22 protein-coding genes are annotated in these 23625 nt (G+C 39.3%); 13 read left to right on the top strand and 9 right to left on the bottom strand.

The window, feature by feature from the left end; genetic code table 11:
- Positions 1 to 15: 15 nt before the first annotated feature.
- On the top strand, positions 16 to 990 hold the full coding sequence (locus INP95_RS04260) for a glycosyltransferase family 2 protein (protein ID WP_197560969.1): 975 nt from the start codon (positions 16 to 18) through the stop codon (positions 988 to 990).
- 31 nt (positions 991 to 1021) lie between these two features.
- Here the strand turns inward: INP95_RS04260 and INP95_RS04255 are convergent, their stop codons facing one another.
- Both INP95_RS04255 and INP95_RS04250 read right to left on the bottom strand, forming a co-directional pair.
- Positions 1022 to 1849 carry a glycosyltransferase family 8 protein gene (locus tag INP95_RS04255; RefSeq protein WP_197560968.1) on the bottom strand — a complete coding sequence of 276 codons (828 nt, stop codon included), beginning with the start codon at positions 1847 to 1849 and terminating at the stop codon, positions 1022 to 1024.
- Between the two features lie 155 nt (positions 1850 to 2004).
- Positions 2005 to 7593 carry a collagen-flanked surface repeat-containing protein gene (locus tag INP95_RS04250; protein ID WP_197560967.1) on the bottom strand — a complete coding sequence of 1863 codons (5589 nt, stop codon included), beginning with the start codon at positions 7591 to 7593 and terminating at the stop codon, positions 2005 to 2007.
- 396 nt (positions 7594 to 7989) lie between these two features.
- On the opposite strand from INP95_RS04250, the gene INP95_RS04245 reads away from it, so the two are divergent.
- Both INP95_RS04245 and hemH read left to right on the top strand, forming a co-directional pair.
- Positions 7990 to 8409 (top strand): hotdog fold thioesterase, encoded by a 420-nt coding sequence (locus INP95_RS04245; RefSeq protein ID WP_197560966.1) that lies wholly within the window; start codon positions 7990 to 7992, stop codon positions 8407 to 8409.
- Positions 8406 to 9377 (top strand): ferrochelatase, encoded by a 972-nt coding sequence (hemH, locus tag INP95_RS04240; RefSeq protein WP_197546199.1) that lies wholly within the window; start codon positions 8406 to 8408, stop codon positions 9375 to 9377. The genes INP95_RS04245 and hemH overlap by 4 nt, the downstream gene beginning before the upstream one ends.
- A gap of 455 nt (positions 9378 to 9832) precedes the next feature.
- On the opposite strand, the gene INP95_RS04235 is transcribed toward hemH, so the two are convergent.
- Positions 9833 to 10876 (bottom strand): porin, encoded by a 1044-nt coding sequence (locus INP95_RS04235; protein WP_197560965.1) that lies wholly within the window; start codon positions 10874 to 10876, stop codon positions 9833 to 9835.
- A gap of 312 nt (positions 10877 to 11188) precedes the next feature.
- Positions 11189 to 12172, bottom strand: coding sequence for an elongation factor P--(R)-beta-lysine ligase (gene epmA, locus INP95_RS04230; RefSeq protein WP_197560964.1), 984 nt, complete (start codon positions 12170 to 12172; stop codon positions 11189 to 11191).
- Between the two features lie 280 nt (positions 12173 to 12452).
- On the opposite strand from epmA, the gene frdA reads away from it, so the two are divergent.
- Genes frdA through frdD form a run of 4 tightly spaced genes read left to right on the top strand, consistent with a single transcriptional unit; the run spans position 12453 to position 15792 of the window.
- Positions 12453 to 14252, top strand: a complete 1800-nt coding sequence (gene frdA / locus INP95_RS04225; protein ID WP_032825757.1) for a fumarate reductase (quinol) flavoprotein subunit — start codon at positions 12453 to 12455, stop codon at positions 14250 to 14252.
- A complete protein-coding gene (locus INP95_RS04220; protein WP_049367031.1) occupies positions 14245 to 15015 on the top strand; it encodes a succinate dehydrogenase/fumarate reductase iron-sulfur subunit in 771 nt (256 codons plus the stop codon). The genes frdA and INP95_RS04220 overlap by 8 nt, the downstream gene beginning before the upstream one ends.
- Positions 15016 to 15025: 10 nt before the next feature.
- On the top strand, positions 15026 to 15436 hold the full coding sequence (frdC, locus tag INP95_RS04215) for a fumarate reductase subunit FrdC (RefSeq protein WP_197560963.1): 411 nt from the start codon (positions 15026 to 15028) through the stop codon (positions 15434 to 15436).
- An 11-nt stretch (positions 15437 to 15447) separates the two neighbouring features.
- Positions 15448 to 15792 (top strand): fumarate reductase subunit FrdD, encoded by a 345-nt coding sequence (frdD, locus tag INP95_RS04210; protein WP_005696863.1) that lies wholly within the window; start codon positions 15448 to 15450, stop codon positions 15790 to 15792.
- A 146-nt stretch (positions 15793 to 15938) separates the two neighbouring features.
- Here frdD and rplI read toward each other — a convergent pair whose 3' ends face one another.
- The 5 genes from rplI to infA all read right to left on the bottom strand — a co-directional run bounded on the left by rplI (position 15939) and on the right by infA (position 17744).
- Positions 15939 to 16388, bottom strand: coding sequence for a 50S ribosomal protein L9 (rplI, locus tag INP95_RS04205; protein WP_049368816.1), 450 nt, complete (start codon positions 16386 to 16388; stop codon positions 15939 to 15941).
- Between the two features lie 14 nt (positions 16389 to 16402).
- Positions 16403 to 16633: a 30S ribosomal protein S18 gene (gene rpsR, locus INP95_RS04200; protein ID WP_005696867.1), complete on the bottom strand. Its 231-nt coding sequence runs from the start codon at positions 16631 to 16633 to the stop codon at positions 16403 to 16405.
- An 11-nt stretch (positions 16634 to 16644) separates the two neighbouring features.
- The gene (gene priB / locus INP95_RS04195) at positions 16645 to 16971 is read right to left on the bottom strand and encodes a primosomal replication protein N (RefSeq protein WP_005627623.1); all 327 of its coding nucleotides are present in this window, start codon (positions 16969 to 16971) and stop codon (positions 16645 to 16647) included.
- Complete coding sequence (gene rpsF, locus INP95_RS04190; protein ID WP_005627620.1) at positions 16958 to 17335, bottom strand: 30S ribosomal protein S6; 378 nt, start codon at positions 17333 to 17335, stop codon at positions 16958 to 16960. The genes priB and rpsF overlap by 14 nt, the downstream gene beginning before the upstream one ends.
- A gap of 190 nt (positions 17336 to 17525) precedes the next feature.
- Entirely contained in the window at positions 17526 to 17744 is a 219-nt protein-coding gene (infA, locus tag INP95_RS04185; protein WP_005627617.1) for a translation initiation factor IF-1, read from the bottom strand.
- A gap of 328 nt (positions 17745 to 18072) precedes the next feature.
- Here infA and INP95_RS04180 point away from each other — a divergent pair, with 328 nt between their 5' ends.
- From INP95_RS04180 to INP95_RS04155, 6 genes are all read left to right on the top strand, one after another.
- Complete coding sequence (locus INP95_RS04180) at positions 18073 to 18750, top strand: glycosyltransferase family 25 protein (protein WP_197560962.1); 678 nt, start codon at positions 18073 to 18075, stop codon at positions 18748 to 18750.
- Positions 18743 to 19774 (top strand): glycosyltransferase family 9 protein, encoded by a 1032-nt coding sequence (locus INP95_RS04175; protein WP_197560961.1) that lies wholly within the window; start codon positions 18743 to 18745, stop codon positions 19772 to 19774. The genes INP95_RS04180 and INP95_RS04175 overlap by 8 nt, the downstream gene beginning before the upstream one ends.
- A 40-nt stretch (positions 19775 to 19814) precedes the next feature.
- A complete protein-coding gene (gene rsmA / locus INP95_RS04170) occupies positions 19815 to 20678 on the top strand; it encodes a 16S rRNA (adenine(1518)-N(6)/adenine(1519)-N(6))-dimethyltransferase RsmA (RefSeq protein ID WP_197560960.1) in 864 nt (287 codons plus the stop codon).
- Between the two features lie 14 nt (positions 20679 to 20692).
- Complete coding sequence (gene apaH, locus INP95_RS04165; protein ID WP_049383887.1) at positions 20693 to 21520, top strand: bis(5'-nucleosyl)-tetraphosphatase (symmetrical) ApaH; 828 nt, start codon at positions 20693 to 20695, stop codon at positions 21518 to 21520.
- A 9-nt stretch (positions 21521 to 21529) separates the two neighbouring features.
- Entirely contained in the window at positions 21530 to 22153 is a 624-nt protein-coding gene (locus tag INP95_RS04160) for a glucose-6-phosphate 1-dehydrogenase family protein (RefSeq protein WP_197560959.1), read from the top strand.
- A 100-nt stretch (positions 22154 to 22253) separates the two neighbouring features.
- On the top strand, positions 22254 to 23588 hold the full coding sequence (locus tag INP95_RS04155) for an NAD(P)/FAD-dependent oxidoreductase (protein ID WP_197560958.1): 1335 nt from the start codon (positions 22254 to 22256) through the stop codon (positions 23586 to 23588).
- Positions 23589 to 23625: the final 37 nt, after the last annotated feature.

Raw genomic sequence — 23625 nt, 5'->3', positions numbered from 1 at the left:
TAAGGTAAATAAGAGATGAGTAAAAAACGAGTTGGCTTAAGCATGGTGCGTAATGAAAGTGATGTTATTGAAACTTTTATTCGACACAATTTAACCTTATTGGATGAACTTCATATTGTTGACCACAATAGCAGTGATAATACGCGTGAAATTCTCATACATCTAAAACAAGAGGGATTACCAATTCATATCTATCATTACAATGAACTTGAATTTGCTCCTGAACGCGTATTAAATCATATGATGCAGCATATTCTCAATAATGATGCTAACATTGATTATATTTTTCCACTTGATGTTGATGAATTTATTTATTGTCCTTCCCGTGAGAAATTGAACACTTTTCTTACTCTTATTCCTCAAGACCGTGTAGGCATGTACACCTGGCGAGGCTATCTACCGCATTCCACCGAATATGACCCTGATTTTATTTTTCGTTTTACCGATCAACGGAAAGAAGAAATTCTCACCCCAAAAGTCATTATTCCACGAGCAATTGCAGAAACCTGTACATTGACTATAGGTAGCCATTCCGTACGAGATAAAGAGGGCAAAGAAGTTCAAAGTATCGTATTTATTGGTTCAAATAACCAACAATTCTATTATTGGTTCATTAATCGATTCAATGCAGAATTCATTGAAACGGATGATTTATGGTTGGGACACTACCCTATTCGCTCAACGGTTCAGCAGATTAAAAAAGTCTTGGAAAAATCTATCACGATGGTGATGGAGAAAAAGGGATATCGTGATTCCGCTTGGGAAAATCAGTTACGTGATTTACTCGCCCATAATCTGGACATCTCCCTTGATGAGCTCCGCCTAATTGCCTATAACTATCGCGCATCTGATGAGAAACAAATACAGGTTGCTCGTCAACAACCTCTACGCTCCACAAAGTTTGCATTGAAATATCAACATCTAATAAATAATGATCCACTGCCTATACTCGCAAAACTCATTCTCGACCTTGCTGAGAAATTACGCTAGTTATTAAGAATTAAGATCACACTATAAAATTTTATTTGATCGCGTTAGTAAGATAAGACCAATCTAAATGGCGGAAAAACCAATATTTTTCACGCTCAAATAATGTTGGGTTATGATTATCCCACGGCTTATGTTTTGCTGCATAATGGATAATAAGAGGTGGAACATTGAGATTAACTTGAGTAATACCATGCTCCCGTTTAATTTTTTCAATATATTGCACCTGAGCATTTTCAGTAAAACTATAATATTTTGCTTTTTCTCGTAAAACGATATTTAAAATACACTGATCCCCATATAATACTTGGTCGCCATATTCTTCAACAGTTTGTAATAAGGTATCGACTAAACCTTCATTTCTCCACTTCACACAATCAATCAAAAGAACGCCACTATTGAAATAATTTTTAGAAATGGATGCATCTAAATAAGGAAATGGAAAGTGTTTCCCCATTCCATAATCTTTCACAACGCCTACAGGGGCACCATTAAGATCGCTATAATAAAAATCAGATAATGATCCATTCACAATAATATCTGCGTCCAAATATAGCACACGATCTTGATTAATCAGTTTGGGGATCATAAGACGATAATAACTACTCGACGAAGAAATATGTTCCAACGTCTTATAATCTTTAAAAATATCATCAGAAATATGAATAGAAAATAAGTTATTCCCTATTTTTTCTAATTTAAACCGAATCCCTTCAAACCATTCTTGTGGAATATCATTATGCAAAACATAAAAGTTTACGTTCTTATTATAGTAACAAATTGACTTTATCAACGCTTCCAAATGCGGGGTATATTTTTCATCAATCGCAAACGCAATATTAATTTTTTCTGAAGTGATCATTTAGGTTACATATCCTTAAGTTTGTCTAATTAATCACAAAACTATTTTTTAGAAATGTTATTGTGTGCTCATTCTATCCCATTTCATCCTTAATTTGGTACAAATAAAAAACCCAGCCGAAGCTGGGTTTTTATCTATCTTAATGGAAAGTTAAATTACCATTGGTAACCTACACCCACAGAGCCACCTACGTCGCCTTGGGTATTTGCGTTACCTTGAAGTTTGAAGATAACTTTACCATTGTCGCTTGAGCGTGAGTAACCTACTGCTACAGCGCTTTCACCTTTGAAAGTACCTGCTGAAGCGGCAACCATTGATTTACCTGGGATGTAAACTTGTGGTAAGCCTGCTGCTGCGTTAGCACCTGCGATACCGCCGCGAGCTTCTTTACCCACTTTATTGATACGTTTATGTACGTCACCAATTGATTGTTTCAATTGAGATACGTTAACCGCATCAGTATCTTTAGTACCCGCTTTCACGTTGTGAATTTGGTTACCACCCATATCAATGTTACCACCTTTGTTGACTGTTAAGTCATTTGTGGTTACGCTGTTGTGGTCTACATCATTTGTTGTTGAAACAAGGATGTCGCCACCATTTTGCTCAATCGCAATGTTTTTACCTGCAGTGTAAGTAATTGTTTTACCTGCGGTAATTTTCGTTGTTGAGCTACCACCTTTCTTAGCAACTTTGTTGCCACCATCTTTAGTTGCAACATTAAAGTTGGTTGCACCGCTAGCAACTAATTGTCCTTTATTATTCACAGTGATGGTATCGTTATCAACGTTAACATCTAAGTTTACAACAGATGTTTTACCATCTGAGTTCGCTGTAACTGTCACAGTACCTTTATCACTTGCAAAGTTCACGTTGTTGCCGTGTGTTACTGCATCAACCGGTTTACCATTTGCTTGTAAGTTCCAACCTGAGTTCAATACATCACCAACTGTTGCGGCTTCTTTTTTCTTCTCATCAGTGATATTTAACACGCTGTCATCCACAACTGTTGTTGGGTTGTCAATGTGATGGTCTAAATTGGTTACTGAACCATTTTTAACTGTTGTACCACCAATATTAAGGCTACCATTATTATCTAACTTAATGTTATTCGCAAGATTCACATCTAAGCCTTCACCATCCGCAGCTTTGGTCACACGAATGTTTTTCGCTGTTGTTGAATCTGTCGCACCACCCTTAATATTAAGGTTAGAACCTAAAGTACGATTAACTGTTTGACCATCATCACCTGTGAATTTCAAGCCATCATCAAGCGTTGCAATTTCACGTTTGATATCATTGCCATCTTTATCTTTATCAGTATAGATAACACGGTTAATCTTTTCACCACCATCGCGTTCAGCTACTGTGGTTGTACCTTTATCTGTTGAAATGGTTACTGATGCACCATCTTTACCATCTGCACCTTTCGGTCCGGTTAGGCCGATTTGACCAACACCGTCTTTACCAGAGATAGAAACTGCATCTTTGCCGTCTTTACCGCTGATTCCAACTTTGCCATCTAAACCGTCGTTACCATCTTTACCACCAGGAGCAGTAATGGTTACACCATCTTTACCATCTACACCATCTTTACCATTAACAACAACTTTATCTAAGTTGGTTACATTGCTATCTAAAGCAAATTTAACTGTAGCACTGTCATTGTTGCTAGATTGCTCAACAGTTAAGTTTTTGCCAGCTTCCATGTTAACAGTGTTGGTATGTTTAATGGTTTTCGCATTGGTTTCTGAAGCAGGTGTTTTGTTACCTGTAGATTTAATATCCCAAGTCATCACACCATCTTGACCGTTTTTACCATCTTTAACGATAGTTGTTGTGGTATTACCGTTACCATCTTTAATGGTTACAGTATGAGTACCGTCGCCGTTGTCTTTCACATCAGCTTCAGCGTTCTTACCATCAGCACCTGTCGCACCAGTTGCCCCATCTTTACCATTTTTACCATCTTTAACGATAGTAGTGGTCACTGAACCATCACCTAAATTAGTGATAGTGATAGTATGAGTACCGTCACCGTTATCTACAACTTCACCTGTAATGCTGCTACCGTCTTCACCTTTATCACCAGTGTCACCTTTCGCACCTGTCGCACCATCTTTAACGATAGTCGTTGTAGTGTTACCGTTACCGTCTTTAATAGTTACAGTGTGAGTACCGTCGCCGTTGTCTTTCACATCAGCTTCAGCGTTCTTACCATCTGCACCTGTTGCACCAGTATCACCTTTCTCACCTTTAGCACCAGTTGCACCATCTTTAATGACGGTTGTTGTGGTATTACCGTTACCATCTTTAATAGTTACAGTATGAGTACCGTCGCCGTTGTCTTTAACGTCGGCTTCAGCGTTCTTACCGTCTGCACCAGTATCACCTTTCGCACCAGTTGCACCATCTTTAATGATGGTCGTTGTAGTATTACCGTTACCATCTTTGATAGTTACAGTGTGAGTACCGTCGCCGTTGTCTTTCACATCAGCTTCAGCGTTCTTACCATCTGCACCTGTTGCACCAGTATCACCTTTAGCACCGGTTGCACCAGTGTCACCTTTCGCACCAGTTGCACCATCTTTAATGATAGTCGTTGTGGTATTACCGTTACCATCTTTAATGGTTACTGTGTGAGTACCGTCACCGTTGTCTTTCACATCAGCTTCAGCGTTCTTACCATCTGCACCTGTTGCACCAGTATCACCTTTAGCACCGGTTGCACCATCTTTGATGATCGCTGTTGTGGTATTACCGTTACCATCTTTGATAGTTACAGTGTGGGTACCGTCGCCGTTGTCCTTAACATCTGCTTCAGCGTTTTTACCGTCTGCACCAGTATCACCTTTCGCACCGGTTGCACCATCTTTGATGATGGCTGTTGTGGTATTACCGTTACCATCTTTGATAGTTACTGTGTGAGTACCGTCGCCGTTGTCTTTCACATCAGCTTCAGCGTTTTTACCTGCTGCACCAGTATCACCTTTCGCACCGGTTGCACCAGTATCACCTTTCGCACCTGCTGCACCAGTGTCACCTTTAGCACCTGTTGCACCATCTTTCAAGATAGTCGTTGTGGTATTACCGTTACCATCTTTAATGGTTACAGTATGAGTACCGTTGCCGTTGTCTTTCACATCAGCTTCAGCGTTTTTACCTGCTGCACCAGTTGCACCGTCTTTACCGTTTTTACCGTCTTTTACGATAGTAGTGGTCACTGAACCATCACCTAAATTAGTGATAGTGATAGTATGAGTACCGTCGCCGTTATCTACAACCTCACCTTCAATGCTGCTACCGTCTGCACCTTTTTCACCAGTATCACCTTTCGCACCTGCTGCACCAGTGTCACCTTTAGCACCTGTTGCACCATCTTTCAAGATAGTCGTTGTAGTATTACCGTTACCATCTTTAATGGTTACAGTATGAGTACCATTGCCGTTGTCTTTCACATCAGCTTCAGCGTTTTTACCTGCTGCACCAGTTGCACCGTCTTTACCGTTTTTACCGTCTTTTACGATAGTAGTGGTCACTGAACCATCACCTAAATTAGTGATAGTGATAGTATGAGTACCGTCGCCGTTATCTACAACCTCACCTTCAATGCTGCTACCGTCTGCACCTTTTTCACCAGTATCACCTTTCGCACCTGCTGCACCGGTATCACCTTTCGCACCTGCTGCACCAGTATCACCTTTCGCACCTGTTGCACCGGTGTCACCTTTCTCACCTTTTTCACCAGCAGTTGAGCTGATTTCAATGGTGGTGCCGTTACGTTTGATTTCGATGTTTTTACCTGCATTAATGTTTACAGTATTCGATGCTTTAACATCTGCTGCTTCAGTATCACTACCTTCAGTAATTTTACCGTTTGTACCTGTTACCGCAGATGAATTCAAATGCCATGAAACATTGTTCACAATATCAGTTACAGTACTTACGTTAGTTAAACGAGAACCGTAGTTACCACCCGTTGCTTTATCGCCATCTTTCGCATAGGTTGCAGCACCAACAGAAGTGGTAGAAATTGAACCGGTTTTTGCATCAACATTGTAAGTTGTTACATTGCCTGTAGTTGAATTCGTTACAGCTAATGCATCAGTAGTAGTTGTTGTCACTGCTGCAGTAGTATCTGTACCGCCAGCCACTTTCGCATTGATTTTAACTGAACCGTCAGGGTTATAGACTACTTCAGTGTTGTCACCATTTACGATATTTGCGTGGTATTTAACAACATTTCTCGTTGCTGGGCTGCTTTTATCTATTCTTTCTGTTGTTACAGTTGCAATAGTACCGTTTCCGTTTTGGAAATCCACAATACCGCCATTAGTAACATTTGAGTCTTGATGAGATACATTCGCCGATGTGTTACCGCTCAACACCCAGTGATGTTTAGAAATAGCATCTGAAACTGCATATAATTGTGAACCGTTCACTGCATCAGTTGATGAGCTCTCAATGCGACCAGCTGCCACATGTTGAATTTGACGTTCATTACCTGCAGAACCAACACTTACTACGCTCTTCGGAGCACCACCAGCAAATGTATATTGCTCTCTTCCTACATACATGCTTGGGAAAGGTTTTGGAGCACTAGTGATTGAGCCAGCACCTAAAGCCACATCATTTTCATTATTAGCTTGAGCATTAAAACCTAACGATACAGATTTTTTCCCTGCTGCAGTTGAATTGTAACCACCAGCAAATGCACCATCTTTACTTGCAGTTGATGCAGAACCAATCGCTACTGTATGAATTGCGGTTGCATTTGAGGCTGTACCGAATGCAGTTGCATACTGTCCTGCTGCAGTTGATTCAGTACCAATTGCGGTAGCATTAGTCGCTGAAGCAGTTGCACCATGACCTTGAGCGATAGAATTTTCAGCGCTAGCATTAGATTTTGCACCTAAAGCAATAGCTTGTGCACCTGATGCTTGAGCAGCTTCTGCTGGAGTCATTGATCCACCGATAGCGACAGAGTTTGTACCAGAAGCATTAGCAGATGTACCACCCGCAAATGAAGCAGTGCCTGATGCTTTTGATGCTGCACCCACTGCAGTCGCACGCTCAGCAGTAGCCGTTGCATATCCACCTAACGCAGCTGCATTACGTGCAGTAGCAGCAGTACTAACACCTACAGCTACCGCATTATCAACAGTTGCAGTAGCACTTTTACCTGTTGCAACAGTATTAGCTGCAGAAGCATTTGCTAAATAACCAACAGCAACTGCGGCTGTCCCTGTACCCGTACCACCTGCTTTTGACTCTTGACCAATGGCAACAACAGAGTCTGCAGTAGCGTTAGAATATGAACCAACAGTAACCGCTTGAACACCTGAAGCAGTTGTATTTGAACCTATAGCTACCGCATGATCTTTTGTTGCGTTAGTGTCTCTACCGATAGCAATTGTGTTAGTCCAGCTTGCAGTAGAATTTGTACCAATTGCAATCGAGTCTTGCTTTGCAGCATTTGCATTTCCACCTACCGCAATCGCGTGGCGACCAGCAGTTGGATTAGGCACATTGTTTGGTGCGATATTTACCGCATCATTAGTTGTAAGATCGGCTGAAGCCATTGCTGATTGAGATACGGCCAATGAACCCATTACAGCACCTGCAAGTGCGGTCAATTTAACGATTTTTTTAGATTTGGTTTTACCCTTAGCATGCCCAAGTTCAGAAACTGCAGTCCACGTTTGTGTAGCATGATTCCAAATAACTTTAAACACTTTGTTCATATAAAATTATTCCTTTTATTAGGATGATTAAGAAGCTGTCACTGATGCAACAGCGCCGAAAAATTCAACGTCAGAAAGGCGACGACCACAAATTTTGACAACAGTTCCCCTTACCTTTCTGGTCAGAACAGCTTATTCTAAGCGAACTTTGTACAAAAAGGAAGCATAATAAAAAGGATTTACCAAAAATTACAATTAATTAAGATAAAACTTAAGTTATGTAAATATATGTAAAGATTTCTGATATTTTTTACAAAAACTTTAAAGATATGTAAATTTTTGTTTAAAAAATAAACATATTTAGATACTAAAAGCACAACTTCGCCTTTCTTTTTTCTTTACGAAAGTATCGAATTAGATCAAACTAACGCCATCAAATAAGATAAGGAAAAGTATATGGCAATTTGGAAAAAAGCGTTCACGCTTGAGCAGCTTAATGAAATGGGTAAAAATTGCGCTATTAGGCATTTAGGCATTGAAATTTCGGCTTATGGTGAAAACTGGATTGAGGCAAAAATGCCCGTTGATCATCGCACCACACAGCCTTTCGGTTTATTACATGGTGGCGTGTCTGTGGCGTTGGCTGAAACCATTGGTTCATTAGCTGGATTTCTCTGTATAGAAGAAGGCCAAGTTGCCTTGGGATTAGATATTAATGCCAATCATCTTCGCCCTGTCAAAAAAGGTTTTGTTACCGCAAAGGCAACGCCAATTGCTTTAAGTCAAAATACCCATGTTTGGCAAATTGACATTCGCGATGAACAAGATAAACTTTGCTGCGTTTCTCGATTAACGCTTTATATCAAACATTTATGACTACAACTCAAAAAATTGGCATCATTTTAGCGAACCTTGGTACGCCTGATGCCCCTCAACCCGCGGCGATCTCCCGTTATCTAGCTGATTTTTTAATGGATCCTCGCGTGGTCGATTTGCCTCGTTGGAAATGGTATCCCCTTTTAAAAGCCATTATTTTACCGATGCGTTCTAAACGCATTGCACGAAATTATCAATCTATTTGGACAGAACAAGGCTCTCCCCTACTTGCCATTACAAAGCAACAACAAGCGGGTTTACAAGCTTATTTGACTGAACAAGGCATCAATGCACAAGTCGAAATTGCCATGACTTACGGCAATCCTTCGATGCAAAGTGCGGTCAAAAATTTACTTAAAAATGATGTGGAACGCATGATTGTATTGCCGCTTTATCCACAATATTCCAGCACCACAACAGGTGCATTAATCGATGCGTTCAATCGTGCCATTGCACAAGAACGTAATATTGTGCCTTTTGAGTTTATTCATTCTTATCATCTTGATGAAAACTACATTAATGCCTTAGTAGATTCGATTAAAGTGCGGTTAAAACCCGATGAGTTTTTACTTTTTTCTTATCACGGCATTCCATTGCGTTATGAGAATATGGGCGATTATTATCGTCAGCATTGCAAACAAACTACCATTGCCATTGTAGATAAATTAGGTTTAACCGAAAATCAATGGAATATGACTTTCCAATCCCGTTTTGGCCGTGAAGAATGGTTACAACCTTATACGGATCACTTTTTAGAAGAAGCGGCTTCTCAAGGCATTCAAAAAATAGCGGTGATTTGCCCAGGTTTTTCGGTAGATTGCTTAGAAACCTTAGAAGAAATTGAGGTTGAAAACAAAGAGACGTTCTTAAATCATGGTGGTATGTCTTATCACTACATCCCCGCATTGAATGCTGAAAAAGCCCATATTGAAATGATGGGGAAATTGGTTTTGGATAAGTTGAAATAGTAAATCTCCCCCTGCCCCCTCTTTACGAAAGAGGGGGTATTTTAATGGCAAATAAGCGCCTTCCGTTCTTAGCTATCTCAAATATATTTCCAATAAAACCACTAAAAGCAACACATCATAAAAAAGCCCTCTTTTGTAAAGAGGAGTTGGGAAGATTAATTTTCGATAAATTGGAATAGTTGAATCTCCCCCTCCCCCCCTCTTTACGAAAGAGGGGGAGCTTTATAACAAATAAATGCTTTCCGATTCTCACTTAATAGATATTTTCTAATTAAATATTTTATCTATCAAAACCTTTGGCATCTTTTCCTCTAATAATAAAAAGCCCCTCTTTCGTAAAGAGGGGTTTGGGGAGATTTAAAAAAGAGTTAGGGAGATTTAAAAATAGTTTATGAGATTCAAACAAAAAGGCGAATCTTTCGATTCGCCTTTTAAGATTCTTATCTAATCAAAGATTAGAAGAATACACGCATACCTACACCGATAGCTCTGTCTTTAACTTTACCATCGTAAGCATCGTTAACGTAAGATTTAGTTGTTACGTATTTACCTTCTAAGAATACCACAACTTGTTTATGAAGTTGGTAATCTGCACCAAGTAAGAAACCGTGAGTTTTATCTTTAGTGTTTTCACCTTTTACGCGTTCATATAGGTAGTTACCATATACTTTAGACGCAGGAAGAACTTGATATGCGAAACCTGGAGCCACATAGAATTTGTTTGTTTTTTCATCATCAAATTTTTCATGACCATAAGCGAAGTCACCAGTTAATGTGAAATCACCAAATTTATAGCCTAATGATGCTAAAACACCATCTAAACGGTGAGCGTATGATGCACCAGTTTCAAAGTTTGTGTGACCATAAGCTAAACGCGCATCTAAATCACCCACTGTATATAATGCACCTACAGCGTAAGCATTTTTGATACCTGGTTTAAGTGGATTGCCTTTTTCGTCATTTGTTTGACCAAAGTTATAGTTTGCACTTAATTGTAAACCTTCGATACCTTTATAGTCATAACGAACTACGCCTGTACCCGCAGTTGGGATATATTCTTCTTTTGGAATGAAACCGTAATCATAGTCATTCGCTTGAGTTAAATCATCCGCGATGGTTAGTTGACGACCAAATTTGAGCTCGCCGATTGCTTTGCTACCTAAACCTACATAAGCACGTTTAGCATAAACACCACCGAATTTATCACGAGAAGTTGTATCATCAAAACGGAACTCTACACGACCTAACGCATAGAAATCGTTATCTAAGTTATGTTTTACAGTGATGCCAAAACGCGAGCCTGCATTACGTAAAGCAGAGTTAGATTTTTTAGTTGAGTGGTTAGCGGCGTCATATTCTTTTTTATCCGCTTTTTCCATGATTACACGAAGAGAACCGTTTAATTCAACTTTAGTACCTTCGTTGTCATAAACTACTGCTGCGTTTGCTGCTGAAGCGGCAAATGCAGTAACGATTAATGCTGCTAGTGTCTTTTTCATAATTGTTATTCCTTTTGGTTGTTACCTATGATTTTTGATTGAAGCAATTTTTCATAAAAAGTTCAATCTCCGAAATAGACGTCGCAAATATTACAAAATAAACCTATAGTGTCAATGGAGGATCCGTTTCAATTTTCTAAAATCGGATCAAGATCACATTTTTTGCGCAAAAAAGGATATTTTTTAATCAAAAACATCCTTTCACATCGAACTTTTCAGAATTTTGTCTATACAATGATCGCTCGATTTTGAGCAATTTATTCTTCCTTTTTGTTCATTCCAGAAGAAATAATGAATACTTTTTGAGCAAACCTAAGCACATTCTATCGAAAATGAAATCACTTCTTTAATACTTTCTGCGCCTAATGCAATCATAATTAAACGATCGACCCCTAAAGCCACACCAGAAGTATTTGGAATGCCTGCTTGTAAAGCCCCTAAAAAACGATAGTCAATTTCACGTTGTGGCAAGCCTGCTTTTTCCCGTAGACGATTGTCTTTTTCAAAGCGGTATTGTTGTTCGCGTGCATCGGTGAGCTCATGGAAACCGTTGGCTAACTCTAAGCCTTTATAATAAAACTCAAAACGTTCTGCCACACGGCTATCTTCTGGGCTAAGCTGTGCAAGCGCGGCTTGGGAAGAAGGGAAATGATAAACCGCAACAGGCGCCTCTTGCCCAATTTTAGGTTCCACCACTTCACTGAATAGAAATTGTAATAAGGTATCACGATCTTCATCTTCATCTGCCATAAAGTTGTGTTTACGTGCTGCTTCCACCAATTCTTGACGAGTCGCAGACAATGGATCTAATCCTACATATTCTTGGAAGACAAACTGATAACTTAAAGTTTCTGCCGGTTTACAATCGAGGATCTGTTGTAACAAATCATCCACTTCATTCATCAGACGATACATATCAAAGTGCGGTCGATACCATTCAAGCATGGTGAATTCGGGATTATGGCGATTGCCTGCTTCTTCATTACGAAACACTTTACCAATTTGAAAAATAGGTCCACTGCCTGCCGCCAATAAACGCTTCATGTGATATTCCGGGCTGGTAGAAAGCCACAGCGTTTTCGAGAGTTCATCAAAAGGGGCAACAAATTCTGTATTAAAGGTGGAAAGGTGAAGATCCGTTACGCCAAACTCACTTAAAACAGGGGTTTCAACTTCTAATAATCCACGTTCAGTAAAGAACTGGCGAATTTCAGCTATGATTTTGGCACGCGCCAATAAATTTTTAATTGAGGCGGAAGGTTGCCATTCTGTTTTTTTATCGCTAAGTGCGGTCATTTTTTTCTCCGTTTTTCACGTCTAAAATGAATTAGGCTATTGTAAACAAGAGTGATTTTTAACTCAATAATCCGACTAAATCATTCATAAACGCAAACGGTTATCATCTAAGAAATATAAAAAAACTAACTTTTTTGAGTTAGATCACACTTTTGGTATTTTATCCGTTTATTCGGGAAAAAAAGTTACTAATTTGTAAACAAAAGTGGCAGAATGACAACATGCCCCTATTAATTTAGGGCGTTTTATTTTTTTACTTTCTATATGATTGGAGGATATCGTGCAAACGGTTAATGTCGATATTGCTATTGTTGGTGCCGGTGGCGGCGGTTTACGTGCAGCAATTGCAGCAGCAGAAGCAAACCCTAACTTAAAGATCGCATTAGTTTCTAAGGTTTATCCTATGCGTAGCCATACGGTTGCAGCAGAAGGTGGTGCGGCCGCAGTAATTAAAGAAGAAGATTCCTACGATAAACACTTCCACGATACCGTTGCCGGTGGTGACTGGTTATGTGAACAAGATGTGGTGGAATACTTCGTTGAACATTCTCCAGTGGAAATGACTCAACTTGAACGTTGGGGTTGCCCTTGGAGCCGTAAAGCAGATGGCGATGTGAACGTGCGTCGTTTCGGTGGGATGAAAATCGAACGTACTTGGTTCGCAGCAGACAAAACCGGTTTCCACTTATTACATACTCTTTTCCAAACATCCATTCAATATCCACAAATTCAGCGTTTTGACGAGCACTTCGTTTTAGACATCTTAGTTGATGATGGCCATGCTCGCGGTATGGTTGCGATGAATATGATGGAAGGCTCACTTGTTCAAATCAACGCAAATGCGGTTGTAATTGCAACTGGTGGTGGCTGTCGTGCATTTAAATTCAACACCAACGGCGGTATCGTAACTGGTGATGGTTTATCAATGGCATATCGTCACGGTGTTCCTCTTCGTGATATGGAATTCGTCCAATATCACCCAACCGGCTTACCAAACACCGGTATCTTAATGACTGAAGGTTGTCGTGGTGAAGGCGGTATCTTAGTGAATAAAAACGGCTACCGTTATTTACAAGATTATGGTCTAGGCCCTGAAACCCCAATTGGTAAACCTGAAAACAAATATATGGAACTTGGTCCACGTGATAAAGTTTCACAAGCATTCTGGCAAGAATGGAAAAAAGGCAACACCTTAAAAACTGCAAAAGGTGTTGATGTGGTTCACCTTGACTTACGTCACTTAGGTGAAAAATATTTACATGAACGTCTTCCATTCATTTGTGAATTAGCAAGTGCTTATGAAGGTGTAAACCCAGTTAATGAACCAATTCCAGTTCGTCCGGTTGTTCACTACACCATGGGTGGTATCGAAGTCGATTTCAACAGCGAAACTCGCATTAAAGGATTATTTGCTGTGGGTGAATGTGCGTCTTCTGGTTTACACGGTGCAAACCGTTTAGGTTCTAACTCGCTTGCTGAATTAGTGGTTTTAGGCCGTGTTGCAGGTGAATATGCCGCACAACGTGCAGCAGAAGCACAACCAGCAAACCGTGCAGCAGTTGATGCACAAGCACAAGATGTGGTGGCTCGCCTTGAAGCACTTTATAACCAAGAAGGTAATGAATCTTGGTCTGAAATCCGTGACGAAATGGGTACCGTAATGGAAGAAGGTTGTGGTATCTACCGTGACCAAGAAAGCATGCAAAAAGCAGTAGATAAAATTGCTGAGCTTAAAGAACGTTATAAACGTATTCGTGTTGCAGACCGTTCAAGCGTATTCAATACCGATGTGCTTTACACCGTAGAATTAGGTTACATCCTTGATGTGGCGCAATCTATTGCCAACTCTGCAATTGAACGTAAAGAGTCTCGTGGTGCACACCAACGCTTAGACTACACTGAACGTGATGATGTGAATTATTTAAAACACACCCTTGCTTACTACAATGGCGATGATGCACCGCGTATTGAATACAGCCCGGTGAAAATCACTAAATCTCAACCAGCAAAACGTGTTTATGGTGCTGAAGCAGAAGCGGCAGAAGCGGCTGCGAAAGCTAAGGAGCAAGCAAATGGCTAATTCACCAGTAATGACTGTAGAAGTATTACGCTACAACCCAGAAAATGATCAAGAGCCACATTTAAGCTCTTATCAAGTACCTTATGATAACCAAACCTCTCTTTTAGATGCGTTAGGTTACATTAAAGATAAACTTGAACCGTCTCTTTCTTATCGCTGGTCCTGCCGTATGGCGATCTGCGGTTCTTGTGGGATGATGGTGAATAACAAACCTAAATTGGCTTGTAAAACGTTCTTACGTGATTACAGCGGCCATATGCGTATTGAACCATTAGCAAACTTCCCTATTGAACGCGACTTAGTGGTTGATTTAAGCCACTTTATTGAAAGTTTAGAGGCGATTAAACCTTATATTATTGGTAACGAAGCACCACCGTTAGATGGTAAACCACATCCATCAAAAGAATTGCAAGTAAGCCGTACTAAACAAACACCGGCACAACTTGAAAAATATCGTCAATTCTCAATGTGTATCAACTGCGGTTTATGCTATGCGGCTTGTCCACAATTTGGTTTAAACCCTGAATTCTTAGGCCCTGCAGCGATTACAATGGCACACCGTTACAACCTTGATAACCGTGACCATGGTAAAGCACAACGTATGCCATTATTAAATGGTAAAAACGGTGTTTGGAGCTGTACTTTCGTGGGTTATTGTTCTGAAGTGTGTCCAAAACACGTGGATCCAGCTTCTGCAATCAACCAAGGCAAAGTGGAAAGTGCCAAAGATTATGTTATCTCAATGCTAAAACCAAAAGGCTAAGGGGAAGAATATGTCAGTAACAATAAGTAAACGTAAAAAATATGTTCGCCCAATGACGGCTACTTGGTGGCAAAAATTGGATTTCTACAAAGCGTATATGGTACGTGAAGCAACTTCTATCTTTGCTGTGTGGTTCTGTATCGTATTGCTTTACGGTGTACTTTGCCTTGCAAGCAATCCTGTACCAGGCTTAGGTATTGTTGATTTCATTGGCTTCTTAAGAAATCCAATTGTGGTGTTCTTAAATATCATCACATTAATTGCGACCTTATATCACACTGCAACTTATTTCGTGATGACACCAAAAGTGATGAACATCATTGTTAAAAATGAACGTTTACCACATCACGTGTTAAGAAATGCACTGTGGGCAGTGACAGCTGTGATTAGTGTTATCGCATTAATTTTAGTTTATATGTAGGGAGAGAAAAAATGGTCGATCAAAATCCAAAACGCTCTGGTGAACCACCAGTATGGTTGATGTTTGGTGCTGGCGGGACTGTCAGTGCGATTTTCTTCCCTGTTGTGATCTTAATCCTTGGTTTATTGTTACCATTCGGATTAATTGATCCACATAACCTAATTACATTCGCTTATTCTTGGATCGGAAAATTAGTTATCTTAGTTTTAACCATTTTCCCAATGTGGTGTGGTTTACACCGTATCCATCACGCGATGCACGATCTTAAAATCCACGTGCCAGCAGGCGGATTTATCTTTTACGGCTTAGCCATGATTTACACAATCTGGGTATTATTTGCTGTATTAGGTTTGTAATTTAAAACACTAAATTGATAATAAAAGTGCGGTCAAAAATGACCGCACTTTTTTATTCTCGACGAATAATCAAAATATTTTCTTAATCTAGAAAAACAAAAAACCCGACATTACGTCGGGTTTTCTTTTATCAAAAACTTTGATAATTATTCTGCAACAACGATAACATCTAATGTTGCAAATACTTCGCCGTGAAGTTGGAAACGAACGTCGTGGTCACCAAGAGTACGGATTGGACCGTTTGGTAAACGAACTTCGCTTTTCGCAATTTCAACGCCTGCTGCAGTTACTGCTTCTGCTACATCACGAGTAGTGATTGCACCGAATAAACGGCCTTCCTCACCAGCTTTAGATGCGATAGTTACAGAACCTAATGCAGTCACTTGTGCTGCACGAGCTTGAGCTGCTGCTAAACTTGCGGCTGCCGCTGCTTCTAACTCTGCGCGACGAGTTTCAAAGTGTTCAATGTTAGCTTTAGTTGCCATAACCGCTTTACCTTGTGGGATTAAGAAGTTACGAGCGAAACCAGATTTAACATTAACTTGATCACCTACGTTACCTAGGTGAACGATTTTATCTAAAAGAATTACTTGCATTTCCTAACTCCTTCTTAATTGTGATGAGAATCAGAGTAAGGTAATAACGCTAAATAACGAGCGCGTTTGATTGCGCGTGCTAATTGGCGTTGGTACTTCGCACGAGTACCGGTAATGCGGCTTGGTACAATTTTGCCGCTTTCAGAAATGTAGTTCTTTAATGTAGCGATATCTTTGTAATCGATTTCAACAACATTTTCCGCTGTGAAACGGCAGAACTTACGACGACGGAAATAACGTGCCATTTGGCTGTCTCCTAATCTATAAATTCGATTTGCTCGGCATGCAATACTAACTGCGTTAAACCATTTGAGGTTTTATGTGAAGTTATAAACCCCACCACAAGAAGTTTACTGCCGACCGTAATGCTTTGAGTTTTTTCTATTAACTGATTGCCACTGACTTGAACTGGCATCTTTAACCACGCTTGGCGTGATAAACCACTTTCGACTTGTTCGGAACGATGTTCCAGCCAAAACTGGCAATGCGCAATCCCGTTAGGACTTTTGCTTCGTTTAGGTAATTGACACACTGTGCCGATTAACGAGAAGCGATTATCAAGTTTTGAATTACTCTTCAGCATCCTCAAAATCGTTGTTTTCAACTTCAGCTAAAGGTTTACGTTCTTCTTTAGCCGCTTTCATTGGGGACGCTTCGGTTACGGCGTGCTTAGTATGGATAACAAGACTGCGTAATACAGCATCGTTATAACGGAAAGTCGTTTCTAGCTCGTCGATGACTTGTTGAGGCGCTTCTACATTCATAAGCACGTAGTGTGCTTTGTGTAATTTGTTAATTGGGTACGCTAATTGACGACGACCCCAATCTTCTAGGCGATGAACTTGACCACCAGCTTCTTTAACAGAACCTGTGTAACGTTCGATCATACCTGGTACTTGCTCGCTTTGGTCCGGATGAACCATAAACACGATTTCGTAGTGACGCATTACTGCTCCTTACGGGTTAATCAGCCTTTGACGTAGATTAGCCACCAATCTGCAAAGGCAAGGAACGAAAAAATGAACGTGGCTAAGGGTGCTGATTATACAGATTTTTTTTCAGACTTCAAATAATTTGTACGCTTTTCAAACAAAAAAAGCCGATATCAACATATCGGCTTTTCTTTTCATTTCTAAATTAACGGCTACGGAAAATGATACGACCTTTGCTTAAGTCATAAGGTGTCATTTCTACAGTTACTTTATCGCCCGTTAAGATACGAATATAGTTTTTACGCATTTTGCCAGAAATATGTGCAGTCACCACGTGACCATTTTCTAACTCAACACGGAACATGGTATTTGGTAAGGTTTCCAAAATTGTGCCTTGCATTTCAATGCAATCTTCTTTTGCCATTTTATCCTCTAAAATAATGATTTTTTTGACCGCACTTTTTGCGGCTATAAATGAAAAACGGGCGAATTATAGCCGTTTTTAATGTTAGACGAAAGATTAAAATGGTATTTTGTTGAAATCCCCGTTATTTTTTCAATAATTCGATTATAATATTTCAAAAAGTAGATCTGGTAGAAATTTAATTTAGCATTCGAAACCAGTAAGATCTAAGCCTTATATGACATCCACTTTCCAAGAGGACTGTTCTATCGAAAAAGGCTAAAGCAAACTTTACTTAGATTTTCGTCAATTTGTATGTCAACCAATGACTTCAACCCAAGGGTTATTTATGGCTATACCTAAAATAATTGTAATTAGTTTAAAAAATTCAACAAGAAGAGAAAATATTGCTAAACGCCTTTCTGGTTTGGGGTTAGACTTTACTTTTTTTGATGCGACAGATGGAAAAAAACTGCCCGCTTCCGTATTAGAATCTGTTGATTATGATTTCTATCCGAAACACTATTTATCACCTAAGCCCTTAACGCTCGGCGAAATTGGCTGTGCAATAAGCCATATTAAAGTTTATGAGCACATGGTAGAAAACAATATTGAAAGAGCCATTATTCTTGAAGACGATGCGATCGTTTCACAGCACTTTAAGGAAATTGTTGAGGATACGCTCAATAAAATTAATAAAAATCATGAGCTGATCTTTTTTGATCACGGAAAAGTTAAATCCCATTTCTTTAAGAAACGGATTGTGGAAGGATATAGACTTGCACATTACAAGGCACCTTCAAAAAATTCAAGAAGATGCATTATCTATGCAACCGCTTATTTAATTACACTATCGGGCGCTAAAAAATTACTTAATTACGCTTATCCAATAAGACTGCCTGCTGATTATCTGACGGGATTAATCCAAAAAACACGTGTTGATGCCTATGGTATTGAACCACCATGTGTATTTAGAGGATTAAACAGTGACTCAGAAATAGACAAAATTGAACATCGATATGAATAAGCTAAAAGCACTAAGGTTAAAAATGGGGAAATGGATACTCGATAAATCATCAAGATCAGCTAATCCCCAAAGTTTAGAACATCCTAAGAGTTTCTTATTTTTGCGACAAGATGGGAAAATTGGCGACTATATCGTTAGTTCTTTTGTTTTTCGGGAGATAAAGAAATTTAACCCCTTGATAAAGATTGGTGTCATCTGCACGAAACAGAACGCTTATCTGTTCCAAAAAAATCATAATATTGATGAGATTTATCTTGTAAAGAAAAGAAGCATTCTCGACTACATTAAGACAGCACTGCTTATTAGAAAAGAAAGATACGATGTTGTCATTGATCCAACCATTGTACTTAGAAACCGAGACTTGTTGCTATTGAGAATACTCAATGCGCGTAATTATATAGGCTATAGAAAAGCGGATTATAATATTTTTAATATAAATATTACTAAAGACGGTCATTTTTCAGAGATTTATAAAGAGGCTTTAGCCCAGTCAAATATCAGTCTAAGTGATGAAAGCTATGATATTCCGCAAGATGGCTCAACTAAAGAAGAAATTCTTCAGTTTATTACTGATAACAAGTTAAATAATTACATTACAATTAACTTCTATGGCGCGGGGAAAAATAGAAAGTTTGATGATGCTCACATTATAGATTATTTAACATATATTAGAGACTCTCATAAACATCAGTTAGTCTTACTTGTAACGCCTGATACTCATGAACATTTAAGTAGAATCGCTAATCAATTTGATAATGTATTTGTTTACCCAAATCCTCATACAACGATCTACCATACAATTGAATTGATTAGAAACTGTGCCCTACTTATTTCGGTTGATACATCAACGATTCATATTGCTTCAGGGTTAAATAAACCTATGATTTGTTTTTACTCGCAAGACAAAGAAAATTTTACACATTGGCATCCAAATTCTAAGAATGCATGCCATATTATTCATTACCATGATAATGTTAATGAGATATCTCCGAGAGAAATAAAACCAGAGTGGCTAGATATTTAAAGATATAAACCACAAACTTTATCATTTACTAGACTATTTTATGAACTCAAAAAAACACTTAGGCCATACAGCCCGTAAACGCTTTGGACAAAACTTTTTACATGATACTTCTGTGATTCAAGGTATCGTGGCGGCAATTCATCCACAACCGAATCAATTCTTAGTAGAAATTGGCCCAGGGCTTGGTGCATTAACGGAGCCTGTTGGAGAGCTTGTCGATCATCTTACGGTGGTCGAGCTTGACCGAGACCTTGCAGAACGTTTACGTCATCATCCATTTTTACATCAAAAGCTCACCGTCATTGAAACGGATGCGATGCAATTTGATTTTGGTGAGCTTTATACAAAAGAGAATTTAGCGGAAAAAGGTCAGAAGTTACGCGTATTTGGTAACTTGCCTTACAACATTTCTACCCCATTGATGTTCCACTTATTTAAGTATCACGATGTGATTCAAGACATGCACTTCATGCTACAAAAAGAAGTGGTAAAACGCTTATGCGCAGGCCCAAACATCAAAGCTTACGGTCGTTTAACCATTATGGCGCAATATTTCTGCCAAGTGATGCCTGTACTTGAAGTGCCACCTTCTGCATTTAAACCTGCACCGAAAGTAGATTCAGCCGTTGTGCGTTTAATTCCGCATAAAGAATTACCTCACCCTGTAAAAGATTTATATTGGTTGAACCGTGTTTGCTCCCAAGCGTTTAATCAACGTCGTAAAACATTGCGTAATGCTCTCTCAACACTATTTTCACCTGAAAATCTGACCGCACTTGGTATTGATCTAAATGCACGAGCAGAAAATTTAGCTATCGCAGATTATGCACGCCTAGCAAACTGGTTAGCGGATAATCCACCAGTAGATGTCAATAAAGATGAAATCTTAAATTCAGAAGAGTAAAAGAGCGGTCAAAAATGGCAACCTATTTCGTCGGTGATTTACAAGGCTGTTATGATGAATTACAGCTTTTATTAGAACGAGTAGACTTCAATCCTGTGCAAGATAAACTTTATCTTGTGGGAGATCTTGTAGCACGTGGAGATAAATCACTTGAATGTCTTCGTTTTGTAAAATCACTTGGAAATGCGGCAAAGACTGTCCTTGGTAATCACGATCTGCATCTAATTGCAACCGCACTGGGTATTAAAAAAGTGAAGCCTCGTGACCGTGTCGATGCTATTTTTAATGCACCCGATTTTGATGAACTCATTGACTGGTTACGCCATCAACCCTTACTTGTGCATAATGAAAAATTAAACTTCCTGATGGCACATGCAGGCATTTCGCCAGATTGGGATTTGGAAACCGCGAAATCTTGTGCAGCTGAAGTGGAACACATTTTACAGCATGGTGATTTTTATTATCTCATTGAAAATATGTATTCAGAACAACCCAATCGTTGGTCGCCAGATTTGCAGGGCTTAGCACGTCATCGTTACATTATTAATGCGTTCACTCGAATGCGTTTTTGCTATTCAGATCATCGCTTTGATTTTGCCTGTAAATCCTCTTTGAAAGATGCGCCGGCGGAGCTTATACCTTGGTTTAATTTGGATAATCCTCTTTATAAACAGATCCCGATTGTATTTGGGCACTGGGCAAGTTTAGTCGATGAGAATCTCCCTCAAGGTATTTATGCCTTAGATACAGGTTGTGTGTGGAATAATCGAATGACTATGTTGCGTTGGGAAGATAAACAGCTCTTCACACAAAGTGCGGTCAAAAATTACTGTGATTTTTAAGGAAACACTATGCTCTCACTTAATGCTGAATCTTGCGAACTGTTCAATATTCCGTTCTACCAATTCGCCCAGATGAAGAAATTTTGTCCGGAAGATATTCCGGCGATCAAAGCTAATTACAAATTACATTGGGATAATTGGAAAGCGATTATTCAAGAAGTGGCAAAGCAGCTTGGCATGCCTTTTGCGAAACCGCATATTGAAAGCTGGACCAATGGCTGGCAGGTACGCGCTCATTTCTTTGCTTATTTTAAATACGAGTTCAACCAAAATTCTGCAGCAATCTTTTCTGTGCTATTAAATCGTCGCCGACTAAGAGTGTGTTTAGATTGGCATTGCTATCGTGCAGATCGCTCACAAATTAATGTGCAACAATATAATCAGTGGCTTGATCAATTTGATTTCAAACAATTTGCAGATTTTGATATTTGGCGAGAAGATGAAAGCGAATATGATGATTTTCGCCAAGTGAAGGACATTTCTGAAAAAGATCTTCTCTTACGTTCAGATGAAGATTTTTGGTGCATTGGAAAAAGCATTGAAAAAGCTGAACTCCATCAAATCGATCCCGTTTTATTTATCACCCAAACCATTCAACAATTGCAACCGCTTTACGATCGCTGTCATCAATAAAGTGCGGTCATTTCCATTAAATTTTTTCGTCTTGTTTACTTGTTATGCTATCATTACATTAGTTTAACATTTTTAACAATTTTGCTTTTAGGAGTACTTTATGAAAAACGTCGTGATCGTTGGCGGGGGCGCCGGTGGCATTGAATTAGCGACATTTTTAGGCGATAAATTAGGTCGCAAAAAACAGGCTAAAGTGACGCTTGTGGATCGCAATGCGACCCACTTGTGGAAACCCTTATTACATGAAATTGCTACAGGTGTAATGGATGATGGCACAGATTCTCTGAGCTACCGTGCACATGGTAAAAACCACCATTTCAGTTTTGAGCAAGGTTCGATCACACGCATTAATCGAGAGCAAAAATATGTTGAACTTGCCCCTGTTTATGGGCAAGAAGGCGATATGCTCGTGGTTGCTCGTCGTATTCCTTATGATTACTTAGTAATTGCGATTGGCAGTAAATCGAATGATTTCAATACAAAAGGCGTCGCTGATAATTGCATTTTCTTAGACAGCTCTGATCAAGCTCTTCGCTTCCAACAAAGAATGTTGGAATTATTCCTTAAATTCTCTGAAAACCGCGCATTAGATGATATTGGTGAAGAAGAATTTAAACAAAAACTAGTGGATGAAAACAAAGTCAATATTGCGATTGTTGGCGGTGGTGCAACTGGCGTGGAATTAACTGCTGAGCTTTATCATGCGACGGAAGACTTGTCTTCTTACGGTTACGGTAAAATTGATAATTCTTGCTTGCAAGTCACCTTAGTTGAAGCAGGTCCTCGCTTATTGCCTGCTCTACCTGAAAATTTATCTGCAGCAGTATTAGATGAATTGCAAGAAATGGGTGCTAACGTGAAATTAAATACGATGATCACGGAAGCCCAACCAAATACACTTATCACCAAAGATGACGAAGAAATCAAAGCTGATCTGATTGTATGGGCGGCGGGTGTTCGCACCTCAACGGTGACACAGCAATTCGATGGGTTAGAGCTTAACCGCATCAATCAATTAGTGGTAAAAGATACCCTTCAAACTACGGTAGATGACAGTATTTTTGCCATTGGTGACTGTGCAGCATTAATGCAACCAAACGGTAAATTAGTTCCACCAAGAGCGCAAGCTGCACACCAAATGGCAAAAGCTTGTGCGAAAAACATCTTTGCACTTTTTGAGCAAAAACCATTAAAAGCATTCAAATACAACGATAAAGGAACCTTGGTTTCTCTTTCAAGCTTTACCGCATTGGGTAGCATTTCAAATAAATTTGGGAAAAATCCACTAACTGTTCAAGGTAAATTTGCACAGTTTGCGTATGTATCTTTATATCGTATGCATCAACATGCTTTGCATGGATGTATTAAGATTGGCTTGATTATTTTAGTGGATAAACTTAACCACTATTTAAAACCAAGATTGAAATTACATTAAGACAAAAAGTGCGGTCAAATTTAACCGCACTTTTTTC

The sequence above is a fragment of the Haemophilus parainfluenzae genome (genome assembly GCF_014931375.1).
GTDB lineage: Bacteria > Pseudomonadota > Gammaproteobacteria > Enterobacterales > Pasteurellaceae > Haemophilus_D.
Note: the sequence above shows the minus strand (reverse complement) of the source record. Positions and strands in the feature narration are given on the sequence as shown.